The sequence below is a fragment of the Acetobacter sp. genome, assembly GCF_047723915.1.
Taxonomy (GTDB): Bacteria; Pseudomonadota; Alphaproteobacteria; order Acetobacterales; family Acetobacteraceae; genus Acetobacter.
Genome location: NZ_JBDOBQ010000027.1, coordinates 1 through 13,086, shown reverse-complemented (window position 1 = coordinate 13,086; position 13,086 = coordinate 1). Strand labels below are relative to the sequence as shown.

11 protein-coding genes are annotated in these 13,086 nt (G+C 61.7%); 3 read left to right on the top strand and 8 right to left on the bottom strand.

The genetic code is table 11. From position 1 onward, the window contains the following. Window positions 1–159: 159 nt before the first annotated feature. Window positions 160–747: a DUF1643 domain-containing protein gene (locus ABF990_RS12320; RefSeq protein ID WP_415491442.1), complete on the bottom strand. Its 588-nt coding sequence runs from the start codon at window positions 745–747 to the stop codon at window positions 160–162. Window positions 748–879: 132 nt separating this feature from the next. Beyond that, a complete protein-coding gene (locus ABF990_RS12315) occupies window positions 880–2,163 on the bottom strand; it encodes an MFS transporter (RefSeq protein WP_415500394.1) in 1,284 nt (427 codons plus the stop codon). Between the two features lie 239 nt (window positions 2,164–2,402). Here ABF990_RS12315 and ABF990_RS12310 point away from each other — a divergent pair, with 239 nt between their 5' ends. Together ABF990_RS12310 and ABF990_RS12305 are read left to right on the top strand one after the other, a co-directional pair. After that, window positions 2,403–2,699, top strand: coding sequence for a hypothetical protein (locus ABF990_RS12310; RefSeq protein ID WP_415500393.1), 297 nt, complete (start codon window positions 2,403–2,405; stop codon window positions 2,697–2,699). Window positions 2,700–2,741: 42 nt separating this feature from the next. Then, window positions 2,742–3,908, top strand: coding sequence for an acyltransferase family protein (locus tag ABF990_RS12305; RefSeq protein ID WP_415506627.1), 1,167 nt, complete (start codon window positions 2,742–2,744; stop codon window positions 3,906–3,908). A gap of 88 nt (window positions 3,909–3,996) precedes the next feature. Here ABF990_RS12305 and acs read toward each other — a convergent pair whose 3' ends face one another. From acs to ABF990_RS12285, 4 genes are read right to left on the bottom strand one after another with little or no spacing between them, the layout of a single operon-like run. Then, window positions 3,997–5,979: an acetate--CoA ligase gene (gene acs / locus ABF990_RS12300; protein ID WP_415491439.1), complete on the bottom strand. Its 1,983-nt coding sequence runs from the start codon at window positions 5,977–5,979 to the stop codon at window positions 3,997–3,999. Between the two features lie 49 nt (window positions 5,980–6,028). Continuing rightward, window positions 6,029–6,961 carry a methylisocitrate lyase gene (gene prpB / locus ABF990_RS12295; protein WP_415491438.1) on the bottom strand — a complete coding sequence of 311 codons (933 nt, stop codon included), beginning with the start codon at window positions 6,959–6,961 and terminating at the stop codon, window positions 6,029–6,031. Beyond that, on the bottom strand, window positions 6,958–8,124 hold the full coding sequence (prpC, locus tag ABF990_RS12290; protein WP_415491437.1) for a 2-methylcitrate synthase: 1,167 nt from the start codon (window positions 8,122–8,124) through the stop codon (window positions 6,958–6,960). Before prpC ends, prpB begins: the two co-directional genes overlap by 4 nt. Before the next feature lie 52 nt (window positions 8,125–8,176). Further along, a complete protein-coding gene (locus ABF990_RS12285) occupies window positions 8,177–9,739 on the bottom strand; it encodes an MmgE/PrpD family protein (RefSeq protein WP_415500391.1) in 1,563 nt (520 codons plus the stop codon). 131 nt (window positions 9,740–9,870) lie between these two features. On the opposite strand from ABF990_RS12285, the gene ABF990_RS12280 reads away from it, so the two are divergent. Further along, a complete protein-coding gene (locus ABF990_RS12280) occupies window positions 9,871–11,289 on the top strand; it encodes a helix-turn-helix domain-containing protein (RefSeq protein WP_415491435.1) in 1,419 nt (472 codons plus the stop codon). Between the two features lie 172 nt (window positions 11,290–11,461). Here ABF990_RS12280 and ABF990_RS12275 read toward each other — a convergent pair whose 3' ends face one another. Both ABF990_RS12275 and ABF990_RS12270 read right to left on the bottom strand, forming a co-directional pair. Next, window positions 11,462–12,151, bottom strand: coding sequence for a YfdX family protein (locus ABF990_RS12275; protein WP_415491434.1), 690 nt, complete (start codon window positions 12,149–12,151; stop codon window positions 11,462–11,464). 126 nt (window positions 12,152–12,277) lie between these two features. Then, window positions 12,278–13,086, bottom strand: an 809-nt coding sequence (locus ABF990_RS12270; RefSeq protein WP_415500390.1) for a DNA/RNA non-specific endonuclease, incomplete at its 5' end; no start/stop codon positions are given.

The following is a 13,086-nucleotide window of genomic DNA, read 5'->3' as shown; positions in this document are numbered from 1 at the left end:
CAGATAGTCACCCGCCTCGTGCGTGTTCGTTCCTGTCACGATGTCCTCTTTCCTCCCGCATGGCAGCAGCCCGGACGGTACCGGCCTTCTGTGCTGTGTCGCGCTATCGGATACCGAAGTGGCCTGCCAGTCAACACGCGCAGCCGTGGCCCGGTTCCGTCATGCGGCGTCCGGAGCAGGGTCCGGGGCGGCGTCCGGCAGACGCTGGGGGGTCAGATCGGCGGGGAGATAGAGCGGGTGGCAGGGCCGCCCCGACTTGCCAAGCCTTAACGCGTAAACCGCCAGACCGTGGCTTTGCAGCATGCGCACAACCTCAGGCCCGCGGGCGCGCAACTGCTTGTGATGGGGCGACCCGTAAGCCACGATCACCCTGTCGGCCTCATGCGCCATGGCCAGCAGGGCGCTGTCATTCCCCGGCCCTACGGGGTCGGCCACTTCCAGCAGGCGGAGCTGGTCCGTACAGCGGTAGGCGAACGTGTTGCCCACGAACATGCCCCCATACCCCCAGGCGCGCGCGTAACGCTGGCATTTGGCAACCGTACGGTCATCCCCCAGTTCGGTTGCCACGGACGGGTTCATCATCAGCCACATCACCAGCGGCCCGTCGGGGTCCCATACACGCTTGAGCGTGTAGCGGTAGCAGTCGCCCGGGCCGCCATAGGTCGCCTGGCTGACAACATCGCCGGACAGTTTCAGCGGGCGGGACGTTCCCACATGGTGATTCCGGCTTGCGAACAGATCCTTCATGATGCTCCTGCGCGAATGACACGACCAGCCTGCTGTTTAAGCCAGACGGAACCTGCGCACAAACCGCCCAGGCCCGCCTGGGGCCGTGCGCACAGGTCATGGGCAGGAAGGTGCATGTGTGGTGCGCGCTCGCTATGCCGTCGTGCGCCAGTTCAGCCGGGCGTTCAGCACAGTCAGGACAAGAACGGCCACGGCGCCGCCGCCAACCGTCATCATGAGTGCCGGGGCCAGCCCGACACCCAGCCAGCCCGCGATCTGCGTTTGCAGCAGCGCGTTGCTGGCCGCGATCAGGTTGCCGCACTGGTAGGCCAGACCGGGAAAGGTCGCCCGGACGGAGGCGGGCGAAAGCTCGCTCAGATACGCGGGCACAACACCCCAGGCCCCCTGAATACAGAACTGGATGCACGCAGCCCCCACGCCAAGCAGAACGGGGGAATGCGGCAGGGTCCATAGCGGCAGCAATGGCAGGGTAGCCAGTGCTGCGACGGCAATGGCGTACTGCCGCCCGATTTTTTGCGACAGCATGCCAAAAACCATCCCGCCCGCCATGGCCGCCACGTTGTAGATCACCACCATGGTGGTAATGGACGGGGGGCTGATATGCCGCTCAAGTGCCAGAAAGACCTTGGGGTACAGATCCTGCGAACCGTGGCTCATGAAATTGAAGCCGGTCATGAGGGTGACGGCGAAGATACAGAGCGCGGTGTTGTTCCGCACCACGGCCAGCATGCCCGGCTGCTGCTGAGCTCCGGCCTGTGCATTGGCACCACCCTGCGCATGACGGGCCAGCCAGTCGGGGCTTTCGGGCACCCTCAACCCGATATACAGGGCCGACACCACCGAACACCCGCCCAGAATGAACAGCCCGCGCCACCCCAGCACCGGCAGCAGCAGGAACATGAGCGAGGCCAGCAGATACCCCGCCGGATACCCGGCCTGCAGAATACCCGAGGCCGTTCCCCGCCACGTGGTGGGAACGCTTTCCATGATCAGCGACGTGCCAACGCCCCATACGCCGCCCAGAGCAATGCCGAACAGCGCCCGCAGGGCCAGGAAAACGCCCAGAGTGGGCGACAGCGCCGACAGGACCTCGATCAGTGAATAAACCCCGATCGTGGCCATGAGCACTGGTTTGCGCCCGTATTTATCCGCCGCCCGCCCGCACAGGAACGCACCGACAGGCCGGGTGACGAGCGTAAGCGTAGGGGCCAGCAGAACAGCTTCGAGCGAGACGCCGAAGCTGTGGGCCACGTTATCGAGGGTGAACAGCACAATGAAAAAATCACAGGCATCCAGCATCCAGCTTAAAAACGATGCCGCCACGACATGGCGGGCCGTTGCACGATCGACCGATTGAGGAGCCACAGCAGCCACTCGCTTCACTCCTTGTCCTGCACGCTGCCGCAAGTCGGCCATGCGCGCTCTTTGTGGCACGGTACACACCCCTTCGCCATGCCGTGGCATTCACGAATACGCCATTCCGCCGGATTGGAAAGCCGGACACACAAAGGGATTTTTAATATTTATACAGTAATTGTATCGCAAGACCATACGGAAACAGATTACCATAATGCATTCACACTATAATAAATAATTTAGACATCCCCTACCCCGCAATATCCTATGCTTTCGTCATATATTTAAAGGCACATTTCATGGTTCGCGGTTTACCCGCAGTCTCGGCCCTTGCTGCTCTGGTGCTTTTATCCTCGTCCGTTGCCGGCATACCCTCCGTCTGCCGTGGCGCTGTGGCGCCGGTCAGGGTCGCGCGGCCGGGCGTGTCTGTTGTGCGCCTTTCTCCCCCGCTGGATGCAGCAGGGCCCTGGCATATCTACCCTTTCCCGCCATCGCAGCCTTTGGCGGCGGAACTTTATGCCCCGCTGGTCCGTAATACGGATCATGGCCTGCAGGACGTGCCCCCTCATATTTTCCCCGCGGAGATACGACCCTGATCCAGGTGTTCAATTATCGTGGGCTCCATTCTTCCGATCATAATGCCAGACATGCAGGCCTCTCCCGTTCATCCATCCGCCAGCACGCCAAAACGGGACACCGTTTTTGACGGCCTGCGCGGTGTTGCGGCACTGGTTGTAACGTTTTCACATTTTGTATGCGCTTTTCTGCCCGCGTGGTTGCCCATCTACTCTGCCTCTCCCGCATGGATCGCGCATACGCCTCTTGCCCTTCTGTTCAACGGCTCTTTCCCTGTTGCGATCTTTTTCGTGCTCTCGGGCTTTGTCATTGCCCTGACAGCCTCCAAACTGGCTTACCCTGCCCTGCTGAACTGCGGGGTGCGGTATTTCCGGCTGGCTGTTCCCGCCTGTGCCAGTACCGTATACGCTTGGTTATTACTGAAATTTTTCGCATCCGATCTTGAATCCGCACGTGCAGCCCTTGGCAGCCTGTGGCTTTACGACACGTACGGTCGGGACCTTCCTTCTTTCATGGCCGCGTTCAGGAACGGGTTGGTGGATGTGTTTTACACGGGCGATTCCGCATTCAACAACGTGCTGTGGACCATGAAAAAGGAATTCCTGGGATCGTGCGTCATTTATCTCCTGTATTCACGGCCTGTTTTCAGATTCCGGCTGTACTGTCTCATAACAGGGCTGATCGCAACGCTGTGCATACAGCGCTTTGCCTACACGGCGTTTTTCGCGGGCGCCCTGATTTATGAAACCCGGATGACGCATCAGTATTCGCAGTTCTCTCACGCCATTCTTTTTGCGCTGTCCCTGCTGCTGGGCATGTTGACAACGCCTTTTCTTGACCTGTACCCCACGCTGTCGGTGCTGAACCACATGCCCACACTTGTGCCGGGTGACACAACCATGTCGCTGTGGGTAACGCTGGGGGCGATAGGCCTTGTCTATTCCGTGCGCCACCTCCGGGCGGTCCGGTCCGTTCTCATGGCCTGGCCCGCGCAGTTCCTTGGCCGGATTTCCTTCGGCCTGTATCTGACCCATGTGCCGCTGCTCTGCACGCTTTTTGCGGGTATGGCCGTGTCCGGGGTGCTGCCATGGCCCATGCGGCTGACGCTGATGGCCGTCGCCTATGTTCCCGTGATTCTCATAGCCGGTTATATATTCACCCGCCTTGTGGACGAACCCACCCTTGGCGGCCTGCACCGCCTGCGCAAATGGATCTGGCCCGCGCGCTGAACACCACAAAATTCTCCAGGCCGCAAAACCCGCGACCTGGAGAGACCAGATACAAAAACCCGACGTTCAGAAAGGCAACATGCCCGGATCAGGCGCGTGCGCGCGCAGGTTCGCTCCCACCAAAGGCCATGGCACCCCAGACCCGGTTACACACCGCCCCCACAACCGACACATCGATCAGCGCGGACAGATCGCCCAGGTTTTCGGTCTCGCCCGAGGCGATCTTGCGCAGCAGGCGGCGAACGATCTTGCCCGAACGGGTCCGCGGCAGATCTGGCACGAAATAGATCGCCTCGGGTGCGGCGTAACGGCCAAGGCGCTGGGTAATCAGCCGTGAAATGCCGTCCTCCGTCAGTTCGGTCGCGCTGTCCTTGCGCGGCATGATGAAAACCACCAGCCCCTCGCCCTTGACAGGATGGGGCACGCCCACCGCCGCACTTTCCAGTATCCGGTGATCTTCGCCCAGCACATCCTCCACTTCGGCGGTGCCAAGCCGGTGCCCGGCAATATTGATGACATCGTCCATGCGGCCGGTAATCCAGTAATATCCGTCCGCGTCACGCTTGGCGCCGTCGCCTGTGAAATAGAGCCCCGGCACCTTGCTGAAATAGGTCTGGCAGAACCGCGCATGATCACCCCAGATCGTGCGGGCCTGACCCGGCCACGAACGGGCAATGCACAGGCCGCCTTCCGCCACACCCTGCACGACACGCCCGCGCGTATCCGTTATTGCCATTTCAACCCCCGGCAACGGCTTTGTGGCCGAACCGGGCTTGAGCGACTGCACGCCGGGGATAGGCCCCAGAACAATCCCGCCGGTTTCCGTCTGCCACCACGTGTCCACAACCGGGCAGCGCTTTTTGCCCACCACGTCGTGGTACCACAGCCAAGCGTCGGGGCTGATGGGTTCGCCCGCGATCCCCAGAAGCCGCAGGGAACCGAGATCATGGCGGTTCACCACATCATCGCCATCCGCCATCATGGCGCGCACCGCCGTGGGGGAGGAAAACAGCATGGTGACCTTGTATTCATCCACCAAATCCCACCACCGGCCCGGATGGGGGTGGGCGGGCAGGCTGTCGGAAATCATGGTGGTGCCGCCATTGGCCAGCGGCCCGTACACCACCGAACTGTGGCCCGTAATCCAGGCGACATCGGCCGTGCACCACAGCACGTCACCCGGGCGCTGGGTGTAGACCATGTCCATCGTGTAGGATGCCCACACGATATACCCGCCACAGGCATGCACGACCGCCTTGGGCTTGCCCGTGCTGCCCGAGGTATACAGCATGAACAGAGGGTCTTCCGCCTTCATGACGACAGGCACGAAGTCCACCTCGAACCCGTCGACAAAATCGTGATAGTCATGGTCACGACCGGGCAGCATCGGCACCGCATCGTCGGATGTGCGGACCACCAGCACCGAATGCACCGCACTGTCGGCCCCCGCCTTGTAAAGGGCGGTATCCATCGTTTCCTTGAACGGAATGAGCTTAGCACCCCGATACGCCACGCTGGCGGTAATAACCGCCACGGACCCGCTATCAACCAGACGTTCGGCAATGCCATCGGCCGAAAAACCGCCGAACAGCACCACATGCACCGCCCCGATCCGCGCGCAGGCCAGCATGGCCACCACCGCTTCGGAAATCATGGGCAGGTTGATGGCCACACGCTGCCCTTTTTCAACGCCCAGATGGGTCAGCGCATTGGCCAGACGGCACACGCGTTCATGCAGCATGGCGTAGGTCAGCTTTTCAGCCGGGCCATGGCCTTCGCGGTGGGCGATCAGGGCGACCTGATCCGCCTTGTCGGTCAGGTAACGGTCCAGGCAGCAGACGGACACGTTCAAAAGCCCGTCCTCGAACCATTTGATGGAGACATCCCCCTCGAAACTGCCATCAAAGCCGCGTGTGGGCTTTTTATGCCAGTGTACGCGCCCGGCCTGTTCCAGCCAGAAAGCATCAGGGTCCTTGCGGGCCTGTCTGGTCATGGCGTCAAGCTGCGCGCGCGTCATGGTTGCGGGGTAGCCCTGGTAATGGCTGGCCTGGATCACTGTATGGTCTGACATATTTCCGTTTCCCTGTTTTTTTATTGTTCTGGGGACAGAAAGGCAAAAACTAGGCGGCGTCGCGATCGGTATGGCCGATATGAGGCAGGACCGTCGCGACTATTCCCGCATCGAGAGACTCGTAGTCATAATAACGCAGGGTGCGGTACAGTTCCTCACGCGTCTGCATCTGTTCCAGCATATCACGCGTGCCGCCGGTGCGCGCTATGGTTTTGTATAGCGTGTCCTGCGCCTTGTTGGCCACACGCAGCGAACTGACCGGCCAGATGACCATGGCATAGCCCAGTTCCTCGAACTCGGCAGCCGTCAGATACGGCGTGCGGCCAAATTCCGTCATGTTCGCAAGCAGGGGCACATCGGGCAGCCTGCGGGCAAATTCCGTGAACATGTCCTGCGAAATCAGCGCTTCGGGGAAAATGGCGTCGGCCCCGGCCTCATAATACAGGCGGGCGCGGGCCACTGCTCCGTCCAGCCCTTCGGACCCGGCCGCGTCGGTCCGGGCGATAATGATCATATCGCGCCGGGCCTTGGCGGCGGCGGCCACTTTCTGCGCCATATCCTGGGGCGAAACCAGCTTCTTGTCGTTCAGATGGCCGCATTTCTTGGGCAGGACCTGATCCTCGATATGCACGGCAGCCGCCCCTGCATCCTCGAATGCCCGCACCATGTTCATGACGTTCAGGGTTTCGCCATAACCGGTATCCCCATCGACCAGAAGCGGCAGGCCCGATGCCCGCACGATCTGACGAATGAAGAAACACACTTCATCCACCGTGATGATCCCCAGATCCGGCAGGCCCATGCTGGCCGTCATGGCGGCACCTGACAGGTAAAGGGCCTCGAACCCGTTATCCTTGGCCTGGAGCGCCGCCTGACCGTTATGCGCGCCGGGCATGCGCAGGATACCCCTGCGCGCCATCATGTCGCGGAACCGTTTGCCGGCGGAGGTCGCGGGGAGGTCCCGCCCTACAAGATAGGTCATGCTGCGTTCTCCAGTCCGTCCCGCTCACGCAGGGAAACAAAGGGGCGGGCATCCGGCCCGGTATAATTGGCCGAAGGACGGATGATTTTTCCATCCCGGCGCTGTTCCATGATATGCGCGCACCACCCCGTGACACGGGCAATGACGAAAACAGGCGTGAACATGGCCGTGGGGATGCTCATCGCGCTGTAGGACACAGCACTGAACCAGTCGAGGTTCGGAAACATCTTTTTCTGCTCGGCCATGATCTGCTCGATCCGTTCCGCGACATTATACAGCCGCATGGCTCCGTTGCGGCGCGACAGGTTGCGCGCCACATCCTTGATAATGTCGCTGCGCGGATCGGCTATGGTATAGACCGGATGCCCGAAGCCGATAATGACTTCCTTCTCCGCCAGGCGACGGCGAATATCGGCCTCGGCCTCGTCCGGCGTGCGGTAGCGCTGCTGGATATCGAGTGCCACCTCGTTCGCCCCGCCATGCTTGGGCCCGCGCAATGCGCCGATGGCCGCGGTCACGGCGGAATACATGTCCGACCCCGTACCCGCCACCACGCGCGAGGTGAAGGTGGAGGCATTGAACTCGTGCTCGGCATACAGGATGAGCGAGGTATGCATGGCCTGCACCCAGTCCTCGGGCGGGGTGGTGCCGTGCAGCAGGCGCAGGAAGTGCCCGCCCGTGCTGTCGTCATCCGTATGGGTTTCGATCCGCCGGCCATGGGTGGCGTAATGGTACCAATACAGCAGCATGGACCCGGCGGAGGCCACCAGCCTGTCCGCAATTTCGCACGCACCGGCACTGGGGCAGTCGCTGCGTTCAGGCAGGGCGCAGCCCAGTACAGACACAGCAGTACGCAGCACGTCCATCGGGTGGGTGGCGCAAGGCAGACGCTCCAGCGTAGCCCGCACGATATCGGGAATATCGCGCAGGCTGGCCAGATGGCGTTTGTACCCTTCCAGTTCGGCACTGTTGGGCAGGTAGCCATGAATGAGCAGGTGCGCGACTTCCTCGAACGTGCAGGACCGGGCCAGATCCCGGATGTCATACCCCCGGTAATGCAGGTCATCCCCGCTGTGGCCCACCGTGCTCAGCGCCGTGTTGCCCGCAACCGTTCCTGAAAGTGCCACAGATTTCTTTGGTTTTCTGTACAGCTCGGTTGTCATTGTTCTTCTCCTTGACCGTCAAGTCCGATCCTGGAAACTGTCTCGATATGCCTTACGACATCAGTTCGGCGGATTGCCTGCCCACAGCGGCCCCGGCCTGAACCTGCCCGAAGTTGAAAATGCCTTCGGCCGTGTTCTGTTGCAGGTCCTGGCGCGGAACAAGAATTTCAAGCCTGTGCAGTTCACCGGCCTTGAGGTCAGGCAGGGACTGCACGACCTGCAAGAAACGTTCCACCTCCTGCTGCGGGACGACGCCTTCGGCCAGCATGCGGAACTTGCCGATATAGTCGGCACGTTTCCATGGCGTAGCCCCAAGCGTGTGCGCATTGGCCACGGCCAGTTCATCCTCGATGACCGAACCGTCCTTCATGCGGATGATGATACGCCCGCCAAACGCTTTCCTGTTCGGGTCCGTCTCGTGGTAACGCGCGGTCCATTCCGGCGTTTCCACCGTATGAATCTTGCGCCACAGCCGCACCGTGTCGGGCCTGCGGGCCCGTTCGGGGGCATAGGACTTAACCTGGTGCCACGCCCCGTCCTGCAACGCCACGGCCACGATATACATGATCGAGTGGTCCAGCGTCTCGCGCGAGGCGTTCGGGTCGAACTTCTGCGGGTCGTTGGAGCCGGTGCCGATCACGTAATGGGTGTGGTGGCTGGTTTCGATCAGCACGTCCTGCACGTCGTCCCAGTCGTTGACACGCCTGCCCATGCGGAACGCAAGGTCGATCAGCGCCTGGCTCTGGTATTCGGCCGAGTGCTCCTTGGTAAAGGAGGACAGGATCGCGCGCTTGGGCTCACCCGCTTCGGGCAGGGGCACGCGGTACTGCGCCGTCTTGCCGTCCAGCATCCAGGCGATAACGCCATCTTCCCCTTCGTAGATCGGGGTGGGCGAGGTCTCGCCCATCATGGCGCGGTCGACCGCCTCCACCGCCATCTTGCCCGCATGGGCGGGAGCATAAGCCTTCCAGGACGAAATTTCGCCCTTGCGGCTCTGGCGTGTGGCCGTTGTCACATGCAGCGCCTGACCTATGGCCTGGTAGACGATAGCAGGAGGCAGGCGCAGGAGCGTTCCGATCCCCGCCGCCACGGACGGCCCGAGATGGGCGACATGATCGATCTTGTGCTGGTGCAGGCAGATCGCGCGCGCCAGGTCGATCTGGATTTCGTAGCCCGTGGCAATGCCCCGGATCAGGTCCGCACCGCTGCGCTGGCATTGCTGCGCCACCGCCAGAATACCGGGAATATTATCGCCCGGATGCGAATATTCCGCCGCCAGGAACGTGTCGTGGTAATCGAGTTCACGCACGCAGGTGCCATTGGCCCAGGCCGCCCATTCCGCATGCACCCGCACATCCGGCCCCATGCCGAAAAGCGTTGCACCGCCGGGGCGGACATGGGCCAGAGCCTCGGCCCGCGCACTCATGACCGGGTGGCGGTTCACCGACGCCACGGCAACAGCCGCATTGTCGATCATGCGGTTGACGATCATGTCCGCGACACTGTCTTCCACCCCGACAGGATCCGTCGCCACCTGGGCGATTTTCCATGCAAGCTGTTCGGCCCGGGGCAGACGATCACTTTCGGGATGCACGCGCACGTCATGATACTGCATTGAACCAACCCTTTGTTCCGTTTGGTGTGTGGGCTGACTGTCGCAGAGTCTTGTGTGGAACAGCAGACGGATAAGAGTAGAAAGAGGCGAAGGGAATGGTCCCGTTTGCAAAGTTTGCGAAGTCCGCCAGCATGCCAAAATCAAAAACAAAACTTTTTGCAGGCCCCAGGTTACGCCAGCTCAGACAGCGCGAAGGACTGACCCAGGCAGCCCTTGCCAGCCTGCTCGATATTTCGCTCAGCTATCTCAACCAGATGGAGCGCGACCACCGCCCCCTGCCCGACCACCAGCTTGCAGCCCTGTGCGAACGCTTCGGCCTTGGTCCGGCCTGGTTTACCGACACGCGCGAAGCCCACCGCGTGCAGGCCCTGCGCGAAGTCCTGGCCGACCCCATTTTCAAGGACAGTCCTTTACCGCTTGCAAAAATGTCCGATGCGGCAAGACATAATCCCGACCTGTGCGAGGCGTTCCTGACACTGTACCGGGCCTATACGTTCGACATGGCCCGCAGCGACCACGAGAAGGACACAAGCCCCCCGCTGGAACCTTACGAAACCGTCGGCAACTGGGTGCAGGACCACAGGAACTATTTTCACGACCTGGACCGGGCGGCGGAACAGTTCTACGAACGGCTCGCGATCGAGGATGGCGCGCTGGAGCAGGCTCTGGCCGCCCATCTGCACACCCGCCACGGGCTGGACATAGACCGCGACACCACGCTGGAAGCCCGTGGTCTGGTCTGGCGCATAGACCGGCAGAAACGGCGTATCCTGCTCCCGCACAACCAGCCGCCCGAAAGTACGCTGTTCTGTCTGGCGCAGATTATCGGCCAGCTTGAATACAACCCGCTCATGGCCCGTATCCTCCGGCGCGAAGGCCCGCGCGACGGCAATGCCCAGGCGCTGGCCCGGGTGTATCTGGGCAATTATTTCGCCGGGGCGCTGCTGCTGCCCTACGGCCGCTTTTTACACGTTGCGGAACAGACGCTTTACGACATCGACCGCATACGCCGGCATTTCGGCGTCAGTTTCGAGCAGGTCAGTCACAGGCTCAGCACCCTGCAACGCCCCGGGCAGGAAGGCATTGCCTTTTATTTCCTCAAGCTCGATATCGCGGGGAATATCCTGAAAAGCTTTTCCGCCAACCGGTTCTCGCAGGCGCGGTTCGGCGGCCCGTGCCCGTTGTGGAACGTGTTCCGCGCCTTTGCGACACCGGGGCAGGTGCAGGTGCAGTTGTCGCAGACCACGGACGATTCGGTTTACCTGAACGTGGCCCGCACCGTCAGCCGCGAAGGGCTGACCTATGGCGACAGACCCCGCCAGATCGCGATCGTGCTGGGATGCAGGCTGTCCGACGCGCCCAAGACCGTTTACGCCAGCGGCCTGAACCTGGATGACAGCAGCCTGGTGGTGCCGATCGGCCCGGGCTGCCGGGCCTGCGTGCGTGACGATTGCAGCCATCGCTCCCTGCCGGTATCGGGCCGCACACTCGATACGGGGAATGACGCAAGAGGCGTCGTGCCCTATAGGGCTCTGCCCGAAAAAAGCTGAGAACGCACAGCGACAACAGGCGCAAGGCTGGTAGGGCCTGCAAGCCCCACCAGCCTTGTCATAAAACCCCGTTTTCTCCGTCAGGTCGGAACCGCCAGAGAAAACGGGACCGTTACCGAGACCATGCCGGTCTCATGACCGGCATGGTACCAACCGGCACGGTCCCAGCCTGTTACTGGCTCTTTTTAGCAGAAGCCTGCCCCTTGGACGGCACGGCCTGGGCAAAGAAATCGTCCGAGACGAAAACAACACCATTCAGCAGGTCGTCCAGCGCTTCCACCGCCTGCGGAGCCTGACGGCCTTCGGTGAACACGGTCGCACGGTTCAGCGCCCCTTCGGCCTGTTCCAGCGGTGCCAGAGCCACGATAAAGTCGGCATCCTCACCCACAACCTGCAATGTCTGCTGTGCCTGCTGGGTCTGGCCCGCCTTGAGCTGCTGGTTTGCTGCCTGGGCGGCTGCCTTCTTTTCCGGCGCCAGCGTATCGGTCACGATAAATTCGCCCCCGACGGGAATCCAGGTCACGGTACCGGTGCTGGGCTTGTGGCTTGCCGGGGCCGGGCGCTGCGGCACGGGCTGCAACTGGCTTTCCGCCGCCACGAAATTGCGATTGTCCTTGCCCGCCGCCGCCAGGCGCTTTTGCGCGTCGTACAGCGGCGGAATGGCGGCATCGACCTTGCCCTGGCTCAGCAGGTCACGGGCCTGCAGCACATCGACCATCGCTTTCTGGCCATCGGCCGACAGATGGTGCATGGCACGCCCGGCCTGAAATTTTTCCCAATCCGTATGCAGGCTGGCCGCATGGGCCGAAGACAGGGTTGCCATGAAGGTTGCCGCAAGTATTAAAGATTTTTTAATGGTCATTATCATCTTTCCTTGAAAATCACGCCAATAAATCACAGTAAATTTTTTTGCCGTGACTGTATAGCCGCGCAGGCGGTCATCTGCTGCGTGTAAATTTCAAGGCCGGGATAACCATCTCTTTCGCATTCACCCCTGATCCGGCGTGTTCTGCGCATGGCCATGACCACCCCGGCCCTTGTGCGGCGATGGCAGATGCCAGAAACGCGCCTTGACCTGGGCTGACAGCGCGGGAAAGGGATCGACCCCGGTATTGCGTATCAGCGTCGCCACGGTCACGACATCGCACGGCACGTGGGCGCGACGGTTCTTGCAGACATATACGCCAGCGCGGTCACGGCGTGGGTCATACACTGCCTTCCAGGTCGAACTGGGTACAAAAACATGACTTGCGCCAATGGTCGGGACCGGGTGCCCATGAAAAGCAGGGCCGGTCACGACGTATAATTCCCCATCCTGATACGCCATGTCGCGCACGGTCCGTTCGATCCGCGCCCAGATTCCCTGGTTCAGTATGGCTGTCTGCGGCACGATATTGGAAAGAGCGAAAGTTTCCATCTGCGCATCGTCATCGCCCTGGTCGGCGCTGGGGGCCATGTGGCCCCGGCTGTAACCGGAATGGGCGTAATCCTGCAATGTGCTGCCCCCCACCCAGCGTGGGTCCATATGGAACGTGCCGGTCCGTTCCAGTGCCGCCGCACGGTCAAGCGTTGCAGGCACCAGATGTTCGGCCACCCAAAGGGGGGTGTGGGTCACGGCCGACACCATGACCGCATACCCCTGGTTGCACAGAACCTGCGTGTGCTCGAGCATGAAAGCCCGCGTGATGGTGGGCAGGACATCGCCCGGGCTGAACGCCTGACACTGGGGGGCGTCATCCGCCGCACTGGCACTGGCACTGGCACTGGCACTGGCACTGGCACTGGCACTGGCACTGG

Bases quoted from the DNA above. Each gene is read 5' to 3' on its own strand.
- prpC (WP_415491437.1), bottom strand. From the start codon at position 8,124: ATGACAACCGAGCTGTACAGAAAACCAAAGAAATCTGTGGCACTTTCA.
- ABF990_RS12275 (WP_415491434.1), bottom strand. From the start codon at position 12,151: ATGACCATTAAAAAATCTTTAATACTTGCGGCAACCTTCATGGCAACC.
- ABF990_RS12285 (WP_415500391.1), bottom strand. From the start codon at position 9,739: ATGCAGTATCATGACGTGCGCGTGCATCCCGAAAGTGATCGTCTGCCC.
- ABF990_RS12315 (WP_415500394.1), bottom strand. From the start codon at position 2,163: ATGGCCGACTTGCGGCAGCGTGCAGGACAAGGAGTGAAGCGAGTGGCT.
- acs (WP_415491439.1), bottom strand. From the start codon at position 5,979: ATGTCAGACCATACAGTGATCCAGGCCAGCCATTACCAGGGCTACCCC.
- prpB (WP_415491438.1), bottom strand. From the start codon at position 6,961: ATGACCTATCTTGTAGGGCGGGACCTCCCCGCGACCTCCGCCGGCAAA.
- ABF990_RS12310 (WP_415500393.1), top strand. From the start codon at position 2,403: ATGGTTCGCGGTTTACCCGCAGTCTCGGCCCTTGCTGCTCTGGTGCTT.
- ABF990_RS12305 (WP_415506627.1), top strand. From the start codon at position 2,742: ATGCCAGACATGCAGGCCTCTCCCGTTCATCCATCCGCCAGCACGCCA.
- ABF990_RS12320 (WP_415491442.1), bottom strand. From the start codon at position 747: ATGAAGGATCTGTTCGCAAGCCGGAATCACCATGTGGGAACGTCCCGC.
- ABF990_RS12280 (WP_415491435.1), top strand. From the start codon at position 9,871: ATGCCAAAATCAAAAACAAAACTTTTTGCAGGCCCCAGGTTACGCCAG.